Source organism: Pantoea sp. ICBG 828 (genome assembly GCF_002928355.1).
Lineage (GTDB): Bacteria > Pseudomonadota > Gammaproteobacteria > Enterobacterales > Enterobacteriaceae > Pantoea > Pantoea dispersa.
Window position 1 is genome coordinate 43,131 of the sequence record NZ_POWN01000009.1, and the last position, 25,875, is coordinate 69,005.

The following is a 25,875-nucleotide window of genomic DNA, read 5'->3' on the forward strand; positions in this document are numbered from 1 at the left end:
ACAACAAAGCTTAAAAGAATAACAACCTTTAACCCCCCTCTTATCGAGAGGGACGTTCATTATAAATTAACATTTCCTCTTAGAACTCTCCCAACTTGCTTTCTAACACGGGAGACATTTAAAAAATGACCTCTGCAAAAATCATAGGCCAAATGATTCACAAGACCTACAAAGCCTTTGATAAAGTTATTATAAAAAAATAAAGATACGAAAAACTTAGCAAATTTGGTTTCTTTATCTCCGGGCTCATTACTTGAAATGATAGCTGTAGCGGCAGCATTAAAGACTCTATCGACACGAGGCCCAAATGGGTTATTCTTATAAATTAATCCATTCAAACCCCAGTGATTTAGTGATTTGTCACAATAATTAGCCATTAATACCCCCATAAAATGCGGTAGTTTGATGTTATTATTATAATTACCTGCATATTTTTTAATGAGCGATGATAAATGGAGACCATTTTCATCATTTTCAGATATTGATAACTCAATGAAGTCATTAATCATTAATGGGTAAGGCATGGCTCCATGAATATGCAAGAACAGGCCTTCCTCCCGTTCAGAAAAGGCAACATATTCTCTAGCATCATGGAATATTTTACTGGCATTGGCCAAATTTATTGGAACAAGACTTTTAGTCAAAAAGCAGTTTTGTGAGTCAATAGAAAGATAGGATAAACCACAGTTTTTATATGCATAAACTTGCTTAGGATAGTTTTGCCCAAATGACTCAACAAGATCTATTGTTTCTTGACTATAGTTATCAGGAATTAAGTTTAGTGGATATAAAATTGAGCAAATCTCTCTGAGGTTACTTAAAAAAGAACCGAAGTGCTCTCTTATATCTTTGGCTGTATTAAAAAACATTTTTCCTGATTCAGACTCACCCAAAACCACATATTTATCTCTATCAATCCGTTCAATCCAGTTATTGATAGCGTCTATATCCTCCTGCATTATATACAAATTTATGTTTTTCCCTATAAAGAATTTAGAAAATGAAGTTAAGCAAGAGTAGACAATAGTTATTAAGTCTGTGCAGAAAGATTCGCAGTGTTCTTCACCTGAATCTATAAATCCTTTCATAAAAGAATTTTTATTAAGAAGTAACGACAAAGCAGCTTTGACATGATCGCTCTTCTCAATTAAAAACATTCGAAAGCTTAATGGGACTATATCATTGCTGATGATTTTTTGTAAGGACTCCACGCTTGATTGTTTAACGGAAAGACTAATTTTTAACTGCTGCATCAATTCTTCAGGATCGTTTGGAACGCTAAAGGTTTGAAACGAGTCAGAACCATCGTTAAACTCATCTCGAATTTGAATAGCTAATCTATGGATCGCCACATATGGAGGGATAATTTCCTCTACTACAATGCTTTTGAACCCAACGTTTAACTTATCTCCTGCTTTAGCATTCGTCAAACTAATCGCTAAAGCTGTATCGGGATTTAAGATATAAGGATTAGAAAATTTTTTTTGGTTTGATATGAGTTTAGTTAGAGTCTTACTACCATCCCTATATTGAATACCGCATGATAACCCTTGAACATCATATGAAGGATTGAAATCAACCTTATTTTCATTAAGAACAAGGCTAAGGCATGCCTCTGATATGTAAAGGTAATTTTTTTCCGGAGAGTCAATGAACCAGTTAACCACTATCTTTTCAAAAGCAGCCATTTGATTACTATATACTAATAAATCCACAAAATTTCCGATTACCCGTGAAGGTGGGAAAAATAAAGAATAATCATAATTTTCAACATCTTGCATGATGCAGTCTTGCCTGTCGAGCTTTATGAAAGTCAACAACCTTAATCGCAAATATTCAATATTACTTTCATGCTTATAATTTTCAATTAGCTTAAAAGCTTTGTCTGGCGAATCAAAATGCAATTGAGTGTAAATAACTATATTATCAAAATCTAATGTTTTATCTTGATCATTAATTCTTTCCGAAAGCCATAGGAAATCTTTATATCTTGCTGCATGATAAAGAGAAAAAATAAGGTTCTCTATTAAAGGCGAACACCAAACATCATCTAATTCCCCTATATACTTTAACATTAAACTACATGAATCATATATCAAGCCCATAGCCTGCATAGAATCAGCGAGCATTGTTATAAATTCAGATGATGCCTTTTGAAGCTCTACATGATTTTCTTGAGCTAGTTCAGCTAGAGTCGTTTTTATTGAATCCTTATCTTTTATACTTATCGCAATAAATATTTTATTTAGTTTTTCACCAACGCTAGTGAAATCCCCCTCAATATTTACCCCTTTACCTACCCAATCTTTAAACTCAGCAAACGGCATTATCTCTTTAGCCATTCTTAATTCATTATAACTTACCTGTTCTTTTTGCGTTATTTTATTTATTGTTTCCTTTTCAAACCCTTTATCTCTCTTAGTTTTACTTATAATATTAACAGGATGTTCACTTGAAAGATCATTCCTTCCACTCTTTAACTTTAAATCCTCACAAAAATCTTGATTTATAACGCTTACTTGCTCAATATTTTCCAAGCATATATTTTCTAGTTCTTTATGCGTCATCTTAACGTAAATTAAACATGGAACAAAGATATTAAAAAACCTTATATCAATATCTTCACTCTCTTTAAAAAGAGAAATTGCTTCATCAATTAAATTCACCACCTCATTTTTCTTGTTTTGTTTTAGGGTGAAGTAATCAGTTCCTTTGAGAGATACATCAAGTTTATAAGACTTAGCAAAAAGCAGAACCACTTTGGAATTATAATTGTCATAGCAATGGTATAGATCCTCTGATGCTTCTAATGCCTCTTCATAGCATTCTTCCCTAAACAGACCATTAATCAACCCTAACTTTTCCTCTTCTGTTAAAGATGATATTTCACTTTCAAAAACCTCTATTAATTCAATTTTATCAGCAAATAACTGTAATGCAGCTGCTCGGCTAAACAACCCTATAGGTGGAGTCTTATTATAGCGTTTGAGTGAATGTTCAACTCCAAACTTTAAGACCTCACTTCTAAAGATAAGTGATAGAGCTAAATCCTTTATCATAGGGTCTTTTGAAGTTGAATAAATACTATTGAGTAACGCTAAATCGTTTGATCCATCTTGTTTCTCGCTGATGTCACATTTTACTACTAATAGTTGTAAAAGCTCCTTTATCTCTTCACTTAAATTATTCATCCCTTCAATAAATTTAATACCATCCCTTGCTTTTATAAACTCTCTGCTTCTAATTTGCTTTAGTATGTCTTTTATAGGAGTTTGAAGGTTTTCAGGTACGATTTTGTTTATAACCGATACGTGTGTTTCAAAAACCACTTTATTATTTGCAACATTATCACCACTTCCGGAATGAGACTGTGACAAAGCGTTATCAGACATATTTTATCCTTTTATAATTTTATCGCGTCCAACGTTATCACCAATGCCAAAGTGCTGTTGATTAACAGTCACTCTCTCTTCTTCTTTTATTGATTTCAAAATTTCTATTAACTCGGGGTCAACCGATAATTTTTTCTCAATGGCTTTTTCGCTCATATCTTCGTTAACATCAATTTTTTCAATCTTTTGAGCTAACTCATCTACCTTTGTTTCATCATTGATCCACGTACGTAGCTTCTCTTTGAGCGCATCTTTTGACCATGTGACACTTTTTTGTAAGAGGTCATAAATCCCTCTGGCCAGAATCGCAGTAGTTATAGGTTCCATTTTTGTTTCCTTCATGAATAGGTAGAAATTCGCCTGATACGCTTGCCACCTCTCTAACCTAGGACTAATCCTATTAATTTTCAATATTGAAGTCTCGATTAAGAATGAACCATAATTTAAATAGCGTGCTTATAGTTTTATATGGAGACTAAATTTACATTAACCACTGTTTTTGCGTGCGTACGAATATGGTCGGTTTCGGACATGACTCACAAGACATGTACTAAAGTCAGTCTTTTTAATTCCGTACACACCTCATAATAAGCATATCCATTTGATACACATGATAATCAACTGTCACGAGTTTTGCCTATTTCATGGTTTTCACCCGGAACAGAGTACTTAAAACCAGCAACGCGAGATCGAAGAAGCTGGTTTTGCCATTCGGCCACAGCGACAAAAAGAGGAATATGTCAGCGGTTCTGTAGCTGCAGCCGAACGTCCGGAAATGATGCGCCTGCTTGACAGGATGGAAAATATTGACGTGCTGATTGTGACAAAACTGGATCGTCTCGGCCATAATGCGATGAACATCAGCAAAGTTGTTGAGCTTTTTGCAAATTTTGAAAGCAGGTTGCATTACCTAGCGCTTTGCGACAAAAATAATGAAGGAAAGCGTAGACGACAGCCAGCCATGCGTCTTCCTGGTCTGCTTCACTTCATGTGGGAACAGACGGAAATCATTCACTAGGACCCTAACCTTGACCAATTCACGCGAAATTGTGACTAAGCCGCATGGTGCCTGAAGCAGACAGCAGCCAGTGAGTCCGACCGCTTTGTTCAAGCAGACATGAATTCTGATGTGAGCCAGTGCACAAAGGAGCACAAAACCTGTCGGCGTAAAATCACCTAATTTCATGAAATTATAAATACACACGGCATTTGCCTTATAGTTCCAGGGCAAAAGCACATATCTACGCACCCGCTTTGCTGCGTATACCTGTAACGGTGTTTTCTCCCCCTACAGGTGACGCATGGCACAACAACTCCATGAATTAACAGCCGATCACGAGGCTCTTATTGCTTCAGCAGTAGGCAAGTTTTTCCGTCGCATTATTCCAATGCTGGCGCTGATGCTCATTGTCAACCAGATTGATCGCGCCAACATCGGCTTCGTCAAAGCCGAGCTGCAAACCGATGCTGGCATCAGCGCCGCGGCTTTCGGTTTAGGCGCGGGGCTTTTCTTTATTGGTTATGCGCTGTTTGAAGTGCCCAGCAATATGATGCTGAAAAAATTCGGCGCACGCGTGTGGCTCACGCGCATTATGATAACCTGGGGCGCGGTGGTGGTTCTGACCGGTTTTGTCAGCACGCCGCTGCATTTTTATCTGCTACGTTTCCTGCTTGGCGTTGCTGAAGCAGGCTTCTTTCCAGGCGTTCTGTTCTATTTTCGTCAATGGGTTCCAAATGCCTGGCGGGGGCGCGCTACTGCAATGGTGCTGAGTGCAACTGCCAGCGCTTTTCTGTTTTCCGGCCCGCTGACAGGCGCAATCCTGATGATGCATGATGTGGGCGGGCTCGCGGGCTGGAAATGGGTTATGTTCATGGAAGGCGGCGGATCGATAGTGATTGGCTTGCTGGCGGCGCTTGTTTTAGTGTCAAAACCAGAAGGGGCAAAATGGCTAAGTGATGCAGAAAAACAGGCACTGGCACAGCAACTGGCTCTTGAAGACGCTGCCCGTGATGAGCACGCCATTACGCATGGTCACTGGGGGCTAATAACCGATCGCAGCCTTCTCTCCTACTGCCTGCTCTTCTTCACCATGACCATGACCGGCTACACACTGGTATTCTGGTTACCCCAAATCATACAGCGTATTCAGGGGTACAACAGTTTCGAAACCGGACTGCTGACTGCCGTCCCCTGGTTATGCGCCATTATTGCCTTGTTTCTGCTGGGCAAGGTCACTGATCGTTATCGCGATAAGCTGGATAAAGGTCTCGGTATTGCTATGCTGCTCGCCGCATGCGGTACTTTTATGGCCACGCTTGGTACGCCATGGTTTGGTTTTGTGGCAATGATTGTGGCTTGCATTGGTTCCAAAGTCAGCGCCGCATTCTTCTGGCCAATGCCGCAAAGCGAACTGCCCGCCGTGATCGCTGCACCCGGCATCGCGATGATCAACTCCATTGGTAATCTTGGCGGTTTTTTCGCCCCTACGGTGTTCGGCTATCTTGAAATGCATACAGGCAGCACCACCGGTGGCCTCTACGCGCTGACCAGCGTGTCAGCGGCTACCGGCCTGTGGCTGTTACTGCGCAGTAAACCTGTACCTCCCTCATTGGGTTACAAGGAGAGACACCATGTCAGACAGTCCAGTCATTAACTCAATGCGCATCGTACCGGTAGCTGGTTACGACAGCATGCTTCTGAATATCGGGGGAGCCCATAACTGTTTCTTTACACGCATTATCGTCATCCTGACCGATTCTGCCGGGCATACCGGCGTCGGCGAAACGCCCTGTCATGCATCTACCTTGCAGCTGCTGGAGCAATTTCGCCCCTTAATTGAAGGCAGCTCGCTGCTGCGCCTGAATGCCACGCTGAGCCAGCTTTTTAACAGCGAGGCGCGTCAGCAACAAACCGCACATACTGACGAGATCCATATTCCGCAGATGAATCCGGAGAAGTTTTATAACGCTGCTGCAGCCATTGAGGCTGCGCTACTGGATTTACAAGGCAAGCTGTTTAACCTGCCAGTAGCCGATTTGCTTGCCAGCGGAAAACAACGGGATCGTATTCCGGTACTGGGCTACTTGTTCTACATCGCCGATCGCAGGCTCACAAATATGCATTATCGCTCGGGAGAACAGGCGCCCGATGGCTGGTTCCGTTTACGTCATGAGGCAGCGATGGACAGCGCTGGAGTGCAGCGGCTGGCCGAAGCGGCGGTTGAGCAATATGGCTTTCGTGACTTCAAGCTCAAAGGCGGAGTGATGGCAGGCGAAGTGGAAGTTGAAACGGTAGAAGCACTGCTGAGGCGATTTCCTGACGCACGCGTCACCGTCGACCCTAATGCATGCTGGTCGCTGGATGAGGCCATTCGTTTTGGTAAACAGCTGGCGGGAAAAGTGCCGTATCTGGAAGATCCCTGTGGGGCTGAACAAGGCTACTCTGGCAGGGAGACGCTTGCGGAATTCCGACGCGCCACGGGCGTGCCGGTCGCGACCAATATGATAGCGAACGACTGGCGTCAGCTGCACCATGCGCTGCAACTAAACGCCATAGATATTCCGCTCGCCGACCCGCACTTCTGGACGATGCGCAACGCCAACGTGGTGGCGCAGTTGTGCAACGAATGGGGGCTGACCACCGGCTGCCACTCAAATAATCATTTTGACATTTCCCTGGCCATGGTGGCGCACCTTGGCGCGGCGGCGCCAGGTGAGCGTCTGACCGCTTTTGATACGCACTGGATCTGGCAGGACGGACAGCAACTGACGCACCAGCCGCCGCAGATCCGCGATGGCTATCTGGAATTACCACCCGGCCCAGGCCTGGGCATTGAGTTGAATATGGAGCGCGTCGAACAGGCGCATGCGCTTTACAACACGCTGCCGGATAAAAACCGAAACGATGCGTTAGGCATGCAATTCCTGATAGATAACTGGCGCTATGACGCTAAACGTCCATCGCTGGTTCGCTAAGAAAGCAATATAAATAAAATCATACCTGCAGAGTCGATGGTGGCGTATTCACGCCGCTGGTAGCATGAAACCAGTCGCCCTGCTGACGGCCGTCCAATAAGTCTGCTTTACTGAGGATGCATGAATAAGTCTCTGATGACCCTGCTCTGCTGTGTTTCTCTTTCGTCTTGTATAGCGCAAGCCAACGAATCAGTCTGCCGCCCTCAGGCATTTGGCGGCAAAGCTGATGGAGCAACCCTTAACACAAAAGCTATCCAACAGGCTATCGAGCAATGCAGCCGTCGCGGTGGAGGAACCGTTCAACTCTCACCCGGGCTATGGTTGAGTGGGCCGTTGCAATTGCAAAATAATATCACGCTAAAAATTGAAGAAGGGGCAACCCTTAAATCTAACAATCAGGAAGGAAAATTTATTTCAGCGTTTATCGGGCACCCCGCCAGGGTTAATGAGGCCTTTATTTTTGCCAGTAATGTAAACAATATCGCCATCACGGGCGGAGGCACACTGGATGGCGACGGCGAGAAAACCTGGTGGCCCGAGGCACTGAAAATTCGGGGCGAAGTAAGAGGCGGGAATAAAAAAATCTTCACCGACCGCTTTCCGGGAATTCCTCTGGCAAATGGCGTCCCACGGCCCTGGTTTGTAGAATTTAATGAGGTCTCGCAGGGTAAGATTGACAATCTACACCTGACTAATTCGCCCATGTGGAATATTGTTATTCGCAACAGCGTTGATGTTCATGTGAATAAAGTGACGATCACCAATCCTGTTACCTCGCCAAACACTGACGGCATAGATATTGTCTCGTCCCAAAAAATCACTGTCTCAGACATGGATATTGCAACGGGCGATGACAATATTGCCATTAAATCCGGACTGGTTAACGGCACGGGAGCAGCATCGGAAGATATTGTCATCCACGACTCCATCATGCGTGACGGCCACGGTATTTCTGTAGGCAGTGAAACCGCAAACGGTATCGGAAAGGTGACTGTCAGGTCCGTCGCCTTCCTGAATACGGAAAATGGCGTGAGGATAAAGTCAGCGCGGGACCGTGGCAACACCATAGGCCCCCTTATCGCCAGTCACCTTACCATGTCAAATGTAAACACCCCCATCCTGGTGACCAGCAGCTACAGCGGCCAGGCAGGGGCACAAGGGCATACGCTAACGCAGCCGATAGAAACGGCCCCGCTTACGGCTTCAACGCCAAAAATCAGAGGGATCATTATCTCCGATGTAATAGCGACTAAAGCGACCCATGCCATGATTTTCAGCGGTCTGCCTGAATCCCCGATCCAGGACGTCTCACTGCATAATCTCAGGATCGATGCCCGTTATGGTGTGCAGGCAAGATATGTTGCAGGTAAAGGGAACAATGTGAGCATTTCCGTAAAGGAAGGTTCTGCGATGGAAAAAGGCCCCGATGTAAGACTGCAGTTGAGTCAAAAGATAAATTAACGGAATGATTCGATATATACATGGAATTACCTCTGGGCTTGCTAGTTGCGTTCTGTGCCAGAAGCGGACCGTAATGTATTCTTCTCAAGAGGTAACACAGAGATGTGCAGGTTTATTCTTTATTAATTTTGCAGCATGACTCGCAAGCGCAACGTCATAACTGGAGAGCTAAACCGCCGTAAGGCGGTTTTTTACGATCTTAATATGGACGGGACATCCGTTTCTCCCTCATATCAGACTGTGAGTAAGCTAATGAGGCTAACCTGCCCCTGGCCTCCAGGCCCGCTCCCGGCGGGAAATCTCATAATGCAATAACCCGCCAGCGTAATGTTATGAGACATGTCCAAAGCTAATCGCTTGCGCTGACAGCACGATTTCTACCACTTCGCTTAGCATGGTAAAGGGCATTGTCCGCTTGTTCTTTAAGCCTTTCCTCTTCACTGGCATCGCCACTGGCAGTTATCGTCCCACACCCGGCGCTGATGGTCACTACCCCTTCCGGTACAGCCGATGCCTGATGCGCCAGGCTGAGATCTGACACGGCCTGTACTACCCGCTGCGCCACCTTTAGCGCGTCAGCGGCGCCAGTATTCGGCAGGATAATCGCAAACTCTTCTCCACCGTAGCGGGCAACAATATCATCGCTTCGATGAATTACGCTCTTCAGCGCAATACCAACGCTTCTCAGGCACTGGTCTCCCGTTACATGACCGTACGAATCGTTATAGCGCTTAAAGAAATCAATATCCACCATGATAAGCGACAGCGATTCGCCTGACTTCGCTGAACGTTCCAGATTTTTCTCCAGCAGCACGTCAAACTGTCTGCGGTTAGCAAGCCCCGTCAGACCGTCTACCAGAGCCAGAGACTGAAGCGTATGGTTGATGCCGGTTAGTTCATCCCTGACCAGCGTCAGCTCCAGATGGTTTTTCACGTTGACCCTGACCTGCCTCAGCATAAAGAAGCCCATGCCGCTGATAATAAAAAGCAGCACAACGTTAAGTGCCCGATCCACCAGATTCTCAGATAGCCATTCCTTGCGCGCCGCATCACGGTCAAAGCCTGCGGTGACAATCAATGGGTATCTGTCCAGCCGGGCATAGCCGAATACTCGCTCCACCCCGTCAAGCGCCGATCGCCAGGTAGCACTGCCACTATCAGAGGCTTTAAGCGCCGTTCTGAACAGCGGACTGGCGGAAAGACTGCGGTTTATAAATGAATCCGGCAGAGGACGAATGTACAGTACTGACGTATTGGCGAGGATTAGCGCCAGTACATCCTTTTCACCCAGACTGTAGTAGCTGTAAAACTGTCTGAAATAGTCCACCTTCACTGTCGCCAGCGCCACGCCGGCAAAGTTGCCAGCCGCATCGTTCAGTCGAATTGATACGGGTATGACCAAATCTCCTGTGGAACGACTCCGGATCACGCGGCTGATATGAAGGCCATCATCTGTGTGCATGCGATGCCAGATGAAATAGTCCCGGTCGGCATTACTGGCTTTTGCCGGCACGTAGCTGGCGGAGGATGCGACCCAGTTTCCCTGTTTGTCATAAATAAACAGGCCGTGCAGCTGGGGGATTTTCCCCTGCTGCGCCCGGATGTGTGTTTTAAAGGCTGGCGTAGCTGCGTACGCCGGTCCATTCTGGATAAGCTCTCTGACCGCTTCAGAAAGAATAATGTCCACCTGCAGGAACGCGTCCTCCGCCTGCCTGGCCAGTGATACAGAAAGGTTACGAGCTTCGAGTTCACGCTGCGCCAGTTTGAGCTGCCAGTCATGCCAGAGAGACCAGGTGTTGATGCCTGTGACCGTCAGTACAATGACACATAAAAATACTGCCAGGCTCCGGCCCAGCGATGTTCGCATAAGCGGTGAAGACAAGTTGTCTGATGTTTTGTCCAAGAAACCGGCGCTCCAGTCACACATAACATTTTATGAATAATATAGGTGCCCTCAGGGTAAAGGTTGATACCCCCGTCATCCAGTCAGGGGCTTATCAGACCCGGAAGGTTTCGACCATCCCGCGCAGCGCATGCACTTGCTCAGCCAGTGACTGCGAAGCAGTTGAAGATTCCTCAACCAGTGCAGCATTGCTTTGCGTCACACCATCCATCTGCCCGACGGCTACAGTAACCTGAGCAATACCCTGCATCTGCTCGTTAGATGCCAGCGCGATTTCATCCATAGCCCCTGCCAGTTCACTGCCCCGCACATTAACGTTCATGATATTTTCGGCCGTGCTGTCGGCAACCGAAACGCCCTGCCTGACCAGCGCTGAGGCATTTTCAATCAAGGCTTTAATATCCCGGGCGGCCGTGGCGCTGCGTTGGGCAAGGTTACGCACTTCACTGGCAACCACAGCAAAGCCACGGCCATGCTCGCCGGCACGCGCGGCTTCAACGGCAGCATTGAGGGCAAGGATATTGGTCTGGAAAGCGATGCTTTCTATCGTGCCAGTGATCTCGCCAACTTTGGCTGCGCTAGTGGATATCTCCGCCATGGTCTTCGTCATTGCACGGACGTTCTCTTCTCCGCCTTTAACAAAGGCAACCGTGTCCCGCGCAGCTCCTGCCGTGTGGGTTGCACCCGATGTGTTGCTGCGCACCGTTGCGGTCAGTTGCTCCATGCTGGCCGCGGTTTCCTGCAGAGCCGCCGCCTGCTGCTCAGTCCGCGCAGAAAGCTCAGTGTTTCCACGGGCAATCTCATCAGATGCCAGGGCAACGGTTGCGGAAGCGTCTTTAATCTGTGAAACCATGTCGCTGAGCCCTTTCTGCATGCGGGCAAGTGATGCCAGCATACTGGTACTGTCGTCCTGTCGAAGGGCGACCGGCGTGGTAAGGTCGCCGCCTGCGATGGCAGCAGCCAGGGTCTGAGCCTGCACCGGTTCGCCTCCCAGCTGGCGTATCAGTACTCGTGTGGTCAGGTATCCGATAGCTGCGGCCAGCAGGACTGAAACGGCCAGGAGTATAAAGAGCGTTACCGAAGCCTGTCGGCTTTCATTACTGCTTTGCTCCACGGCACCGCTCGCGTTATTCATCTGAATATCAGTCATGGTGCTCAGCGCATCCAGCAGCGCACGCTGCGCCGGCCGCGTCACGTTCATTAAATAAGGAACGACTTCAGCCTGCTTATTTTGCAGCCCCAGCTGAGCAGCCTTGTCAAAGGCGGGCATTGCCGCTTTCTCGCGCTCAATAATCAGCTTCATGGCATCACGCCCGGCCTGAGTAGAATCAGTCTGCATAATGCGCATCAGCTCCTCCCGGCTGCTGGCAAACTGCGCCTTTTGCTTCTGCACCCGATCCCATTCAGGCTGCATCTCTTTTGGATCGGTCAGCAGCGCCAGATTACGTACCGCAATGGCCAGATCGCGCACGTTGCCGCGCATATCAAGCGCAAGCTTGTATTCCTTCATTTTGACGTTGACCACGTCATTCATACCTTCGCGTGCATTACCTAAGGCATTAATTGCAACGCCGGTACATACAGCTAGCAGCAGCACCATCAGGCTGAAACCAATGGCAAGGCGGACAGAAACTTTCATAGCAATTTACCGGAGTGATTAAGGTTCTCCGTTACTATCGGCTCCATTTAAGTTTCGTTTAGAATGCATTTATAGATTTTTTAATTAGAATGCTGTTGGAAAGGACTTCATAAACAGCACAAGTATTTGTCTATAACCCGGAAAAAAGGGATGAGTGGGATACGGGACTGGAAAGGCACAACGCGGTACGAATTCGGCTCTGAGCTTCTGCGTTTTTTGGCGGTAACGTACGGTGAAAGCCAACGGCAGGAGTTGCCCCTGCCACTCAGAAACGAACCCGGAGTTCATAGATGCATACAGGCTCTACCGGTTTATGCCACAGGACTCTATGAATCTGCAGCGCCGTTGAGTTTAACAGGCCCATCAGAACGTAGATCTGCATTTCCGCTCTGTGCCAGAGCGGACAGTAAAGTTGATTCCTGCATTAATTTGCGAGCACTGCAGGATTCGGCAAAACAGGACCGCTGCAAAATGATTTATTCCGTCCGTGGAAAATGACGGCAGCCTGGGGCATTTATTTCCTGTTCAGTGCAAAATTTTTTCTGGCCCAGGATTTAAAAGTGGTCGGCTGAAAGTCAGCGATGCGGTTAGCCAGTGCAATGGCTGCTTCATGCGAGCCCGGACCAAGGTAGGTATATTTTTCGTAATAGGCCAGCGTATCACCGAGTGCTTCCGCCCCCGGGAAAAAGCCGGCATAAACGTCACGTGGAACCTGTTTAAAAGTGACGTGATGTCCGAGCTGATTCAGGGTAGTAACAATGTCACTGAAGCTCATGAAGTCACCGACAAGCGGCAAATAAGCCCCTTTTCCTGCGCTGTCAGGATTAGTAAACGCGCCGGCCACAATTTTCCCAAGCTCGTTTATGTCGCCCATATGAATGCAGCGAACGTCGGGGTTAATCGGCAGAATCCAGCCATAACTCCCGTCCTGTTGTTTTTGTGGGCCAAAGGGACCTGCGAAGTTCTGATAATATGCCGGCGGCACAACAAAGGTGTAATACGTGAAGTCCGCAGCTTTGACCAGACTGTCTATTCTGGCTTTATTCGTAAACTGCGGGAGTCTGAATTCACCCTGACTGACAGATTCAACGTCGGGAAGCGTGGACCAGATAACATGGCTTACCCCAGCCGATTTTGCGGCTTCGATGGCCAATGCCGCCTGCTTTCTCTCGTCTGTACCCTGTTGCCAGTAATCAGTCACCAGAAATACGCCCTGTACCCCCTTCAGCGCGTCGTGGAGCGTTTCAGGCTTTTCAAGATCCACATACTGAACTTCATCAGCCTCTCCGGAATAGGTTTGCGGGTTACGGGTTAAGGCCCGAACCCTGAACTGGCTGGCACGCTTTAATGCCTGCACCACGCCCTTTCCCTGATGACCGGTTGCGCCAAACACCGCAATAATTCTCTTTTCTTCAGCCATTTCACACCCTCTGCATAAGTGACAGGCAACCCGAGTCGCCCGAATGTCGTCTGAGAAAGCTTGCCGCTGAGCGTAATCCGTGACAATACTCATTAAACTGTCATCACCTGACCGAAAATGATCCATATGGCGCTTGCAACAGAAACCTCTGAGCTCATTGCATTTACGAAAACTGTCGAAGCAAAATCGCTTTCCCGTGCCGCGACCGAATTGGGCCTTCCCCGCGCAACCCTGAGCCGACGCATTGCTCAGCTTGAAAAAAAGCTGGACGCACGGCTGCTCCTGCGGACAACCCGAAGTCTGGTGCTGACGGAACCGGGCAGCATCTTTTATAAAGAGGCCATCATCGCACTTGAAGCGATAAGGCAGGCAGAGCAAAGTGTGTCGAGAGCCGGAGGACATTTACGAGGCGACTTACGCGTATCGCTGCCTCCCGGTATGAAAAAAAGCTTTCGTGCGATGTTGTGTGAATTTATCGCCCGGCATCCCATGCTGCACGTTCATATTCATACCTCCAGTCACCATGTCGATTTCCGACAGGGAGGTTATGACGTTGCACTGAGAGCCAGTAGCCAAATGCAGCCCGGATTGATCGCCCGTACGCTTTTTCGTGATCCGGTTATTGCCGTTGCCTCGCCGGCCTATTTGTCAAAAATGGGCGTTCTTGTTACCGCTGATGACCTTAAAGATCATCAATGCCTGGTGGGATTCGCGCGCGGAGAGATGCCCGATATGTACTGGCCGTTAATTTCCGGAGAACGGATAAAGGTGGAGGGCGCTTTTTTCTCAGACGATATTACCCTGCTTTGTGAAGCTGCCATAAACAGCCTTGGCATTGCACTTTTGCCTGAAGATTTAATGCACGAACACCTGCGACAGGGCGCTCTTGTCCCGGTACTGAGAGAGATATTAGGGACTGAAATGCAGATTGCAGTGGTATACCCGGATCGTCACTTTCTCATGCCTCAGGTGCGGGCTTTTATTGATGCAGTAGTGAGCTGGGTAGCTTCAGAACGTGAGGAAAAACAGAGTGATATTCCTTAACATTGAGGCAGGCAAATTAAACAATCAGGCTTGGGTTCGGAGCGCACAAAGGGTAAATCATATTAACGGTAAGTTTGGATGAAATATTTTAAAGGTTATATCGCTTATAGCATGATCACTGCAGGATTTATATCATTATCCTGTAGTCCTATAGATAACCCTTCAGCATTCCTGATAAATTCTGTTTTCCGTGGAATTACTAAATAATTCATCTCTGGTTTTTATAACCAACTTTTTAAGCTCATCGATTCACCTGCTTTACAGAAGAGATAATGGATATTCTCGAAGAAAATACGACAAACCTCCTCCTCTGAAAGAATAAATAAAGACTCATTATCTGCTCACTAAAGAATCATGCTCAGAGCTATAGCCGCCATAGAAATTTACACTAAAATATTTACATAATATAACACAGCATGAAATTGAAGAGACAGTGTCTTTACCCATCACCTTAATTATTAATACCCACCACTCCTTAATGCAGGAATTATTTATATTATAATTACTGATTAAGGAAATTCTCCTGAGTATAAAGCATAAAATTGACCCTGCCGGTTTCATATTCCTTAGGCATTTCGCCATGTTCGAAATAACTTAGCAGGATATTCACCGCCAGTTGCGCATGGCGAACCGTATTCTGGTCGAGAGTGAGAGACAGTGCTTTTCTAGCAAGCAGTGCTCTGGTAGTTGAATAAAGCTCATGCGTAATAAGAATACAGGTGTTAGTGAGGCGATGACGGGCCAACGCTTCGCTGATTTCAGTGTTCCCCAGTCCGGTATTATAGAGCCCGACGACATGATTAGATTGCTGAAGCTGCTTTTCCAGTAGTCTGCTGATGGTCATGCGACTCTCCTGGCCCGCCAGAACCTCCCGTAATTTCACCTCAGGGAAGCGCTCCTCAATAATGTCGCGAAAACCCTGAATACGTTGCTGATGCGCCCGATACTCAATCCGGCCGCTTACAACAATCACCTCTCCATGCTGCCTGACCAGGCTGCCCATCATCAATCCAGCGGTGCGTCCTGCCTGCAATTGATTAATTCATACGTGACACAGTCGTTCTGCGCCTGGCAGATCGGTTATCAGAGTGACTACAGGAACTCCGCGCTTTTTACACCGTTGCAGAGCCTGATAAATAGCAGGATGTTCATGCCCGAAGACAATTAACGCATCACGCGTTTTGCTGCGCTCTTCAATGAGTAAAGCCAGCTTTTCTGGTCGGGATACAGACACGAAAGTACGATGCAGCACAACCCGGCGATAACCGAGTGCGGTCGCGATAGCGGCGAAATCGCTGGCAAGCTGTCTGAAGAAGAATGAGTCGTCATCATTTAACAAAACTTCGATCTGCCAGGCATGCCGGCGCTCTTCAGGAAGAATGCGCTTCAGTCCGGCCTTTCGCGCAGCATCCAGTACTTTTTGCGTTGTGCGTGGAGAAACGCCACCGCGTTCATTCAGCACCCGGTCAACCGTTGCCAGACTGACCCCCGCCTGTTCTGCCAACATTTCAAGAGTGGTTGTTTTCATGACAGCTCCTTTTGAGGTGATCCCCTCAAAACATGGATTTCTCAGGGTAAAGCGGCAGGCTATTTTGGCAATGACTTTATCGCTAAAATTAGACCTACAGACAGGTAACCAGCATGATTCATAAAAAACGTTTTGCCCTGATTGGCTGTGGATTTATCGGACAGGTCCATGCAGCAAATCTCGCAACTCATCCGGGTGTTGAACTCGTAATGCTGGCCGATGCAGACAGCACACGGGCCTCTACTCTGGCCGGACAAATGCATTGCAGGGCAGGCGAGGTCAGCGCCGCTATTAACAGTGATAATGTTGATGCGGTGCTTATTGCCAGCGCAACACCTTCACATGCCGAATTACTTGAAGCCGCGGCGCGGGCAGGCAAAGCTGTTTATTGCGAAAAACCGATCGATTTGTCACTGCAAACAGCAATGCGGGTGGCCGAAAACGTGCTGCATTTGAACACAAAAATTACTGTAGGCTTCAATCGCCGGTTTGACAGCAGCCATCAGCAGTTAAAGCGTCTGCTGGATCAGGGAATAATCGGCCGGCCTGAATTAATCCAGATGGTTTGCCGCTCTTCCGAACTTCCACCGCTTAGTTATCTCCAGACATCCGGAGGTCAGATGCGTGACCAGGCAATCCATTTCTTTGACCTGCTGCGCTGGCTGACAGGGGATGAAGTGACATCAATTGCTGCAATGGGGGCAGCACTGGCAATGCCCGCCATCAGTAAATTTGGTGATGTGGATACGTCTGTCCTGATCATGCAGATGCAACAGGGCGGTCTCGCTCAGCTGGATAATACACGTCGCACTGGCTATGGCTATGACGAGAGGATCTGTGTAATGGGTGAGAAGGGACTGGCAGAGTCAGGACCTCAGAGTCCGCCAGGGCTAAAACTTTTTCAGGATAAAACCATAATAAACCAAGGGGTTTATCCAGACTGGTTCAGTCGTGTGCAGGGAACCTATTATCAGCATCTTGACGCGTTTGTCCGGTACCTGAACGACGAAGAGGTCGCTGATCTACCGGATTTGCTGGATGGCGTTCAGGCACAGGCAATTGCAGAAGCAGCGGTCTTATCTCTTTCAACAAAAAGGTCGTGCCCAATTGATAAGGTGATCTGAGAGAAAAACCAGAGCCCATCCTTTAGGGATGCGGCCTCTGGTTTCCATTAATATTCAGCTCTTACTGTCAGCAGATTGCTGTTCTTCATTGAATACAATCCCCAGTTGCTCCCGGACGGTATCCATGGCAGTCAGGGTCATCAGTACGGTAGACATCGGGCGAACCGGGGAGTCTTTCAACCCCTGTCCTACGCACCAGGAAAAATGCTGAATCTCATGGTAAAGCTGGGTGTAGCGGTTAGAGGGTTCTTCCCAGCATAATGACTGTCTGCCCTGGCTTGAGGTCAGTACAAATCCGCCCGGCGCGTAAAACTGCCCCGCCAGAACCAGAGTTGCATTACGTCCTGCAATTACCGCACTGCCGGGTGTATTACTGAAAAGCGTTGTATTCAGCACCGAATGCATACCGCTGGCATGTTCAAACAGCATTGAAGCCTGTCCGTTGACATTACCTCCCGCGGATTGCCCACTTGATTGTATTTTAACAGGTGCTCCTGCCACCATCACGCTAAGTGAAACCAGATAGCTGCCCAAATCCAGCATAGGTCCCCCGGCCAGATCAGCATTAAAAATACGGTGATCGGGAGTAAAAAACTCACCATGATCAGCAATCAAAGTGTGAATGTCTCCTAGTACATCGTCTGTTATCAGTTGGCGCAATACATCATATTTCGGCGTGAAGTCACACCACATACCCTCCATACACAGTAGCCCTTTTTGTCGGGCCAGGGTCTGCAGGGCCTCCCCCTCTGTGACATTTAAAGCCAGGGGTTTTTCAATCAGCACATGCTTACCTGCGCTGAGTGCCTTCAGGCCATCAGGATAATGATGGTTATGCGGAGTGGCGATATAAATCGCATCCAGATCATTCATTAACAGCATGTCATCAATACAGCTGAAAACAGCCGGGATCGTCCATCGCTCAGCGAATGCCTGCGCTTTTGCACGGTTTCTTCCGGCCACTGCAACCAGCTGTTGACCAGTGTGTTCCTTTAATGCGCGGGCGAAATGTTCGGCAATCCAGCCGGGGCCCATAATGCCCCAGCGCAATACGGGTATCGCCTTTTCAGAGGGCAGGCGCGGAACGGGTAGAGAGGAGGGAAACATAGTGATTCCTTTTTAAAGTACTGATTCAGCGGTTACCGGCCACTGCAACCCACTGACGGGAAACAATGGACTGTTCAATGGCGGTGAGGATCTGTTGATTTTGCAGACCAAACGCAAAATTCGGATAACAGTCGTTATCGCTGCAAACCCCCTGCACCAGATCGTGAACTTCAATGACTTTTACATCAAAATAACCGAGACCGCCGCCGCCAAAATCAAAGCCGAAGAAGCCCGCATAGGCCGGAATCTGGCTGCCTGCAAAAAGGGTTTTGAAACCGCGATCGTGTTTGTCATCACTCCAGCGATAAATTTGCAGCTCATTGAAGCGTTCACCGTCCATATAAATTGTGCCCTTGGTACCGGACACTTCCCAGAACACGCCAAAAATGCGTCCTGCCGCGATGCGCGATGCTTCGATTACGCCGCTGGCACCGCTCGTAAAGTTCACCAGGCACTGCACCTGATCGTCATTTTCGACCTCGCGCCATTCCGCATGCTCATTAATATGACTGGCATAACCAGCATCGACCTGTGGTACCGGCCGCTGATGCAAATAAGTCTGGGCGCTGGCGGTCACCTCGCTGATCCCCCCCATCAGAAACTGCGCAATTGAAAGGGTGTGAGCTCCCAGATCGCCTAGTGAACCGCTGCCGCCAAGTTTCCTGGAACAGCGCCAGGACCAGGGTAGTTCGGGATCGTTATAAAAACCCTGGTCAAAGGTGCCCCTGAAACGGATCGGCGTACCAATATCACCCCGTTCAATAATCTGTTTTGCCAGTAGCGCTGCCGGCGTTTTAATATTATTAAAAGCCACCATCGTTTTGACACCTGCCTGTTCGGCTGCCAAGGTCATCTGCAACGCCTCTTCCATGCTGACGGCCAGCGGCTTTTCGCAATAAACATGCTTGCCGGCGGCAATCGCTGCCAGTGCCATTTCGTAATGCAGATGATTGGGTGAGGTGATATCAACTACATCCACATTTGGATCATTTACTAATTCGCGCCAGTCGCCATAGGCTTTATCTGCACCAAAGCGCACCGCATTTGCGTCAGCGAGCGATTGATTCTGATCGGCCAATGCATACAGATGGGGACGCTTTGGCAGATCGGGATAAATCATGGCAGCTCGACGATAAGCATCAGCATGCGCCTGCCCCATAAAACCTGAGCCGATAAGACCAATATTAAGCTTCTCTTTCATTGAGCAATCTCCTCTGCTGGCGCGGACAACTGGAAAGCATGTTGTGCCCAGTTAAATGCACGAGAGACCGCAGCAAACGGCTCTTCTTTTCTCGGATCCTGTTCGGCTTCAACAATCAGCCAGCCCTGATAATCTGACATCGCAACAAACTCAATCAGAGGTGAATAATCGATACATCCCTCACCCGGCACCGTAAACAGCCCAGCACGTACCGCATCATTGAAACTGAGATCCTCTCTTCTCACTCGTTGCAGGACATCCGGGCGAACATCTTTCAGATGAATATGGACCACACGGTGGCCATACTTTTTTAATGTCTGTGTCAGGTTAACGCCACCAGCGTAAGCATGCCCGGAGTCCAGAACCAGCCCGACGCTATCGGAGGTTTTTGCCAAAAATTCATCCAACTCCTGATGCTGTTCGACCAGCATCATCAGATGGTGATGATAAGCAAGTTTGAGGCCAAACCTGTTCAGCAAAATGTCTGCAAATTCATTGACTTTATAGGCATAAACGTCAACATCCAGGCTGGTTAAAACCGGGGACAGAGAGAGCGGCTCGTCCAGCGGATGAACGCCAGGCATTTTTGCGCATTCGCCATAGACCATGACGTTTGCCCCTAATGACCGCAGTAACTCTGCGTGAGTTTTTACGGCAGCGATTTCATCTTCAACGCTTCGTTCGGCAAGAAATCCACTGTGCCAGCCAGAAGCGAGTCGCAGGTCAACTCCTTTCAGTAAAGGGGCTAGTTCAGCCGCGGTGCGGGGAAATTTTCTGCCTAACTCTATACCGCGGTAACCAGCAGATGCGGCCTGTTCAAGGCAGGTTTCAAGAGGGATGTTATTGCCTAAATCAAGCAGAACGTCATTGGTCCAGCTCAATGGGCTGACACCTAACTGGATACGTGGATTCATTGCGAAAGTGCTCCTTACAGGTCAATTTAAGAGCACTATAAAAAGGGCGTCAGCCTAACTGTTATCGTTTGAATGAGGTAAAACCCTCATCCGAACAAAGTGCCGCATCTTGAGATTTAAAGTGTGATCTGCATTAAACATTCTGGAAGAGCGAGCTTTATGTAAGATATTACTTACAGTCATCATTGTTTCACTTCAGGACTGGTGACGCCGCTCTCTCGCTCGAAGCATAAATTGGCGTCCTTATCATTCCTTCTATTAACCTAATGCCATTAGTTTTTTGCGCAGCGATTAAGCATCAGGCCAGAATGAAGTCATTCCATTTGGGTATTTCGGCGGGGATAACAAGTGTTGACTCATGGCTGATGAAATGTGCAGCGGCTGAAAACTCTTCATCATCGGCTTCAATCGTCATGTCAGAAACCCGGTTATAATACCGGGCGCCCGCTTTCGTGAACCGGCTTTCTTAACGCGTGTGCCAAGATAAACCCCGTCCTTGCCTGTAAGGCACTCCTTAACGATAAAAATGCCCGGCCAGTAAAACGGATGGTGTGCCCGCCTTCACATAACCTGAGCGACACAGGTGGCATGCTGTCGCGATATGAAGGAGGGCATCATGATAAAGAAGCCATAGCCTATGTGAGATTCTCAACTGCTTCCCAGCAGTACGGTGATTCCCTGCGGCGCCAGAACACACTCATCTCTGAGTGGTTGTCTCAGCATCCGGATTATGAGCTCGATGACATCACCTATCAGGATCTGGGGCTCAGTGCTTACAGCGGCATGAACGCCACCCGCGGCGCGCTTTACGACTTTCTTGACGCCGTAGAGCACGGCTACATAGCTGCCGGAACTGTTCTTCTGGTGGAGAGCCTGGACAGGCTGTCACGTGAAAAAATCAGTGATGCCACCGAACGGCTGAAGAGCATTCTGCGGTCTGGCGTCGAAGTCGTCACGCTGTGCGATCATACTCACTACAGCATCGACTCGCTTGATGACCCTTATGTTCTCATCAGAGCTATTCTCATCGCACAACGTGCAAATGAGGAGAGCGAGACGAAGTCACGTCGCATGCGCGCGGCCTGGCAGAAAAAACGGGAAGATGCGGCGGCAACAGGGAAACTCATCACGCGCAGCTGCCCGCGGTGGCTGACTGTTTCCCCTGACGGTGAGAAATTTGAGCTGATTGAAGAACATGCCAGGACCATTAACCTGATATTCAGGCTCAGGCTGAAAGGCTGCTCACTCAATGGCATCACGAAAACGCTCAACGAACGCGGTGTTCCCACCCTGACGGGGGAAATCGGGCGGTGGAATCCCAGCACCATTGAGAGTCTGCTGGGTAACAAAGCCCTGACGGGCACGTTTACGCCGTCTTATCAGACGATGGCAAAAGGCGTCAGCGAAATCCGCGGCTATTTTCCCCCGGTGGTTCCGGACAAACTGTTCCACGACGTGCAGGGCGTCCGTCTCGCGCGGTTCGGTAACCCTGGCGTCAGCGAGAATCCTTACCTCATTAATATTTTCAGATCCCTCATGTACTGCGGAACGTGCGGGCATTCCATCATGCTGACCAGCGTCGACAAAAAGGGCGCGGGTTATTACGCCTGTCCGATGAGGCGCCTGCATCGCTGCAGCGAACCGGCCATACGACGCGATCACGTTGATGCGGCGCTGGTGGGTGTCCTGCTGTGCAGCATGGATATGCTGCAGGCAAACGGAACCGTCATGGGTACCGCCAGTCAGCTGGAAAACCGTCTGGTCGAACTCAACATGAGCATCAACCGGCTTATCGCTGCGCTGCAGATTGCGCCGGACGTTCCGGAACTGGCCATGAAGGTGCGGGAACTGAGTAAAGAGCTGCGGGCCGGTGAACTGAAGCTGCGAGCCCTCAAAAACCGGGGCGTGGCCGGCTCCGGGGAGTGGATAGCCGGACTGAACCTCGCTGACAGGCGCAACCGTGAACGATGCCGCGACTACGCCGCCCGGCACATAGACAGGCTGTTTCTGCATACCGCTGAGGGGCGCTGCGATGTGCATTTACTCAACGGACTCAGGCTAATCAACTTTCCGGTAAAGAAAAAGCTCCCCGTTTCATCCTTCATCAGCAGTCTTGCCTACCTGTGCGAAGACACGCTAATCCTGTGACCCGCTCCCATCCACTGACTGGAAAGTATCGGTCCGCTTTGTGCCAAGAGCGGACGTTCAAGTAAACATAGAAAACAGCACTATCACAGGAGCTGTCCATAATACCAACGCTCTCCGGTGAACCATTCATCACGATCCTCACTCCCATAATATTCGAGCGTAATACCCAGTTCCTGTACATTAACTGGAAGAATGAGCCCCCACTCAGCAGCCAGGCTGCGCTCTTTAATCAAAGCGGAGGCACCATTTTCAGAACGGTCTTCAGTAATAAAGCCTTGGTAATAGTCTTCTGATCGATAGAGACAGATCTCGCTTGTAAACATATCCGGAAGGCATATAACCGCAGTAATCCGGGGGCTGTAATTCATACCAGCAGTTGCCGTTATAAGATTTGAACAAGCATTAATCATGGCTTGCGCGCAATCTGCTTTAGTTTTAAGTGTGCTGTACCTTCCCTCAACAAGATTAATCTCTACCGGGATTTTGAAATTCCAGTAATGCTCATCCTCTGGAAACACGCTTCGTTGAGGGTTATGAAATGTACCAGCCCAACGGTTAAGAGCTTTCAAGCGGCGTGGAATATTTCTGACTTTAGTTCGATGATCTCTGTTAAGCCGTCTGCTCATGAGTATTTTAATTTTCACCCTTTCAAATGATTTAAGCTGTGTACAACTAATTGTTAAGCATTAATGTAACTCACCCTTCTCGATTTGAAACGTCTTATGGCCGCTTTTCGCTCATAGCAGATGGTATGCAGGTTGCTGAGGCTAACCTTGCCGTTGCCATCAGACCTTAGCCGTCAGGCCCGGAACGCTTCGCGGTCCGGCAGAGCTTACCGGCACAACCAGCTAGCGCAGTGGGGCTAACGACCCGGCAGAGCCGGGGAGCCGGAGGGGGCCATCAGGCTGTTTATGCTTTTGAACTTTATGAACACGAAACCGGTAAAGCCGCTGCAGCAAAGCAGCAGAATGAACAGCAGCAGGAAGCAGAGAGAAAAGACCGTGAGATAGCGTTCCGGAGAGAGAAAGCGCAGGCGGAAGCCAGGGGATAATTATGAGTCCGGTAATTTTGTCCGCTTACTTGGCAGATACAGTACTGGAGGTGAACAGGTCAGAGCACTGTTTTCGGGAAAAATCACATGATCGCCGCCAGAAAGGTTTTTACCGATTTCCAGATGCAGGTTAAAGATGCGGGCGTCCCTGAACGATTATTACTCAGGCTTTATCTCTTTAGTCAGACACTGTCTTCCGGTGGGGAAACCCAGGCCTCACCGAAATCAAACCAGCCATAGGCTGTCATGCGGATATTGTTAACCTGACTGACTGAGCTCAACTGATAGCGATAATTAAATAGTGGCGTCAGGTATGCTCTCTGCATCAGCCACGAAAAAAGCTGCCTGATAATAGTATTACGCGAATCCGGTTCCGGCTCTGCTCTGGCATCACACAGCCTTGCTTCTGCGCATGCCATATCACGTGATGTCAGAAAGGCCTGCCAGAATGGATCGCGGTGTAGCCACATTTCAAGCGTCGCTTCAGCCGCGTCGCCAATCAGACAGTCTCCTAGCAGGATATCGGTCTCATCCAGTTGCGCCAGTCCCATCGTCGGAGCGGCCTCCTTAACCAGCAGCTCACACCCGCTGCAGCGAAGCTCTTCAGCCAACCGTTGCGCCATCAGATCCAACTCCGGCTGTTTCCTGTAAAGCAGGGTCAGGCGCTTTGGAGGAGGAGCTTCCCGCTCGGGATTCATGAAGTCGGGCCAGCCCGGGAGTAGCGTGCTGGTTTCTGTTATCAAATCATCCTCAACCGGCAGGCGCGTAATGATACCCGAGCGATGAACAAAGCCTTTCAGCCACTGCGCCTGTTCTCTTGTCAGCCACTTTCGCTTCAGATTAACCGCCATAAAGCAGCATCCTGCGCTGATCTGTTTTTCAACCGGGCTGGCCGGAAGCTGCTGCACGTGCTTTCCGACCAGCACGTGTGGTATCGGCCTCCCCGTTTCTGAAGCTGAACTCTGACCCTGCTGATCGGCCCAGCATTCAATCTGTTCAATGTAGGGATGGCGGAGATGATAAAAGCGATGCTTCTCAAGTCGGATAAACCGCTTGTTAAAAAAATCTGTTCTGAAGGGTCCAGCGCCTATATCCGGATTATCAGGATGCGTCAGTAGGCACTGCAATGTTGCGAGCCGGTATGGCAGCCAGAAATCCGAGCTGTCCAGCTGGAAGCGGATACAGAGCGCGTGGGGTGAGGTTATGGACCTGACATTTCTGAAGTGAAATGCGCTGACAGGATGGTCACAAAGCTTCTTAAGCTGCAGGAGGATTTGCGCTGTCGTCACCGCACTCCCGTCATGCCAGCTGAGCCCGGAGTGCAGCATGAAATCCCACTGACTTCCCTGATTGACATGAAACCAGTGATGAGCAATATCGGGTTGGGGAAAAGCATTACCAGTTTCAAACCGAGTCAGGCCCGCGTAAATGTTACGGCAGAAATGTTCTTCAGTACGCCCCGTTACTTTTAGCGGCTGAAGCGTTGAGAGTGTTCTGTAGAAAGGGATACGCAGAACAGGCTTATTGGCCTGCCACTGGCCGCCAGCAAAGGGAGCCAGCAACGTATTAAGCTTGTCTTCTTCCGGAAAAGCCAGTCGCAGCGCCGCCAGTGACAAACCGTGGCCAAGCATTTCACGGATAATCTCTTTTTTTATTTCAGGCGGTTCCCGCAGGCATTGTAATCGCGATTTATTGCCGCGGCCGGGTAAAGGTTCCCAGCTTATCCAGCCTCTCTCCCGAAAGTGACTGATAAGCGTCCGGACGTGTCTCTCGCTACAGCTGAACAGCGAGGCCAGCGTGTCAGCATTGGTATGGCACGGCTGGGTGGTCAGACGCGCAAACAGTTTTTCATACTGCTTTAAACGATGAACAATACGCATATAAAAACCTGAACAGTCTTTTTTGAATTGTTCATATATTCCGCCCCACCTGCAAGCAGATACTGCGTCCGAACTCTTCTATAACCTG

General features: G+C 48.6%; 16 protein-coding genes and 2 pseudogenes. 7 read left to right on the forward strand and 11 right to left on the reverse strand.

Annotated elements, in window-relative coordinates; translation table 11 throughout:
- Nucleotides 1-59: 59 nt before the first annotated feature.
- Nucleotides 60-3,392: a hypothetical protein gene (locus tag C1Y43_RS19695; protein ID WP_104189366.1), complete on the reverse strand. Its 3,333-nt coding sequence runs from the start codon at nt 3,390-3,392 to the stop codon at nt 60-62.
- Between the two features lie 3 nt (nt 3,393-3,395).
- Nucleotides 3,396-3,719 carry a hypothetical protein gene (locus C1Y43_RS19700; RefSeq protein WP_104189368.1) on the reverse strand — a complete coding sequence of 108 codons (324 nt, stop codon included), beginning with the start codon at nt 3,717-3,719 and terminating at the stop codon, nt 3,396-3,398.
- Nucleotides 3,720-4,065: 346 nt separating this feature from the next.
- On the opposite strand from C1Y43_RS19700, the pseudogene C1Y43_RS19705 reads away from it, so the two are divergent.
- The 4 genes and pseudogenes from C1Y43_RS19705 to C1Y43_RS19720 form a co-directional block, all read left to right on the forward strand.
- A pseudogene (locus C1Y43_RS19705) lies at nt 4,066-4,311 on the forward strand (recombinase family protein); the annotation flags it as partial.
- Nucleotides 4,312-4,693: 382 nt separating this feature from the next.
- On the forward strand, nt 4,694-6,046 hold the full coding sequence (locus tag C1Y43_RS19710) for an MFS transporter (RefSeq protein WP_104189370.1): 1,353 nt from the start codon (nt 4,694-4,696) through the stop codon (nt 6,044-6,046).
- On the forward strand, nt 6,024-7,367 hold the full coding sequence (locus C1Y43_RS19715; protein ID WP_104189372.1) for an enolase C-terminal domain-like protein: 1,344 nt from the start codon (nt 6,024-6,026) through the stop codon (nt 7,365-7,367). Before C1Y43_RS19710 ends, C1Y43_RS19715 begins: the two co-directional genes overlap by 23 nt.
- Nucleotides 7,368-7,487: 120 nt before the next feature.
- A complete protein-coding gene (locus tag C1Y43_RS19720) occupies nt 7,488-8,828 on the forward strand; it encodes a glycoside hydrolase family 28 protein (RefSeq protein ID WP_104189374.1) in 1,341 nt (446 codons plus the stop codon).
- 349 nt (nt 8,829-9,177) lie between these two features.
- Here the strand turns inward: C1Y43_RS19720 and C1Y43_RS19725 are convergent, their stop codons facing one another.
- The 3 genes from C1Y43_RS19725 to C1Y43_RS19735 all read right to left on the reverse strand — a co-directional run bounded on the left by C1Y43_RS19725 (nt 9,178) and on the right by C1Y43_RS19735 (nt 13,790).
- Nucleotides 9,178-10,731 (reverse strand): sensor domain-containing diguanylate cyclase, encoded by a 1,554-nt coding sequence (locus C1Y43_RS19725; RefSeq protein WP_348770977.1) that lies wholly within the window; start codon nt 10,729-10,731, stop codon nt 9,178-9,180.
- 94 nt (nt 10,732-10,825) lie between these two features.
- A complete protein-coding gene (locus C1Y43_RS19730; RefSeq protein ID WP_104189376.1) occupies nt 10,826-12,370 on the reverse strand; it encodes a methyl-accepting chemotaxis protein in 1,545 nt (514 codons plus the stop codon).
- Nucleotides 12,371-12,884: 514 nt separating this feature from the next.
- Nucleotides 12,885-13,790 (reverse strand): NmrA/HSCARG family protein, encoded by a 906-nt coding sequence (locus C1Y43_RS19735; protein WP_104189472.1) that lies wholly within the window; start codon nt 13,788-13,790, stop codon nt 12,885-12,887.
- A gap of 126 nt (nt 13,791-13,916) precedes the next feature.
- Between C1Y43_RS19735 and C1Y43_RS19740 the strand changes: the two genes are divergently transcribed.
- A complete protein-coding gene (locus C1Y43_RS19740; RefSeq protein ID WP_104189378.1) occupies nt 13,917-14,834 on the forward strand; it encodes a LysR family transcriptional regulator in 918 nt (305 codons plus the stop codon).
- Between the two features lie 502 nt (nt 14,835-15,336).
- Here the strand turns inward: C1Y43_RS19740 and C1Y43_RS19745 are convergent.
- A pseudogene (locus C1Y43_RS19745) lies at nt 15,337-16,362 on the reverse strand (LacI family DNA-binding transcriptional regulator).
- A 113-nt stretch (nt 16,363-16,475) separates the two neighbouring features.
- Between C1Y43_RS19745 and C1Y43_RS19750 the strand changes: the two are divergent.
- Nucleotides 16,476-17,486 (forward strand): Gfo/Idh/MocA family oxidoreductase, encoded by a 1,011-nt coding sequence (locus C1Y43_RS19750; protein ID WP_168715129.1) that lies wholly within the window; start codon nt 16,476-16,478, stop codon nt 17,484-17,486.
- 54 nt (nt 17,487-17,540) lie between these two features.
- On the opposite strand, the gene C1Y43_RS19755 is transcribed toward C1Y43_RS19750, so the two are convergent.
- The 3 genes from C1Y43_RS19755 to iolE are packed head-to-tail and all read right to left on the reverse strand — an operon-like array spanning nt 17,541 to nt 20,708.
- A complete protein-coding gene (locus C1Y43_RS19755) occupies nt 17,541-18,593 on the reverse strand; it encodes a Gfo/Idh/MocA family protein (protein ID WP_104189380.1) in 1,053 nt (350 codons plus the stop codon).
- A gap of 25 nt (nt 18,594-18,618) precedes the next feature.
- Nucleotides 18,619-19,794 carry a Gfo/Idh/MocA family protein gene (locus tag C1Y43_RS19760; protein WP_104189381.1) on the reverse strand — a complete coding sequence of 392 codons (1,176 nt, stop codon included), beginning with the start codon at nt 19,792-19,794 and terminating at the stop codon, nt 18,619-18,621.
- Nucleotides 19,791-20,708: a myo-inosose-2 dehydratase gene (gene iolE, locus C1Y43_RS19765; RefSeq protein WP_104189383.1), complete on the reverse strand. Its 918-nt coding sequence runs from the start codon at nt 20,706-20,708 to the stop codon at nt 19,791-19,793. Before iolE ends, C1Y43_RS19760 begins: the two co-directional genes overlap by 4 nt.
- 588 nt (nt 20,709-21,296) lie before the next feature.
- Between iolE and C1Y43_RS19770 the strand changes: the two genes are divergently transcribed.
- The gene (locus C1Y43_RS19770; RefSeq protein WP_104189385.1) at nt 21,297-22,856 is read left to right on the forward strand and encodes a recombinase family protein; all 1,560 of its coding nucleotides are present in this window, start codon (nt 21,297-21,299) and stop codon (nt 22,854-22,856) included.
- Between the two features lie 83 nt (nt 22,857-22,939).
- Here the strand turns inward: C1Y43_RS19770 and C1Y43_RS19775 are convergent, their stop codons facing one another.
- Both C1Y43_RS19775 and C1Y43_RS19785 read right to left on the reverse strand, forming a co-directional pair.
- Nucleotides 22,940-23,482 carry a DUF3916 domain-containing protein gene (locus tag C1Y43_RS19775; RefSeq protein ID WP_104189387.1) on the reverse strand — a complete coding sequence of 181 codons (543 nt, stop codon included), beginning with the start codon at nt 23,480-23,482 and terminating at the stop codon, nt 22,940-22,942.
- A gap of 607 nt (nt 23,483-24,089) precedes the next feature.
- The gene (locus tag C1Y43_RS19785; protein ID WP_104189391.1) at nt 24,090-25,787 is read right to left on the reverse strand and encodes an SgrR family transcriptional regulator; all 1,698 of its coding nucleotides are present in this window, start codon (nt 25,785-25,787) and stop codon (nt 24,090-24,092) included.
- Between the last annotated feature and the right edge of the window lie 88 nt (nt 25,788-25,875).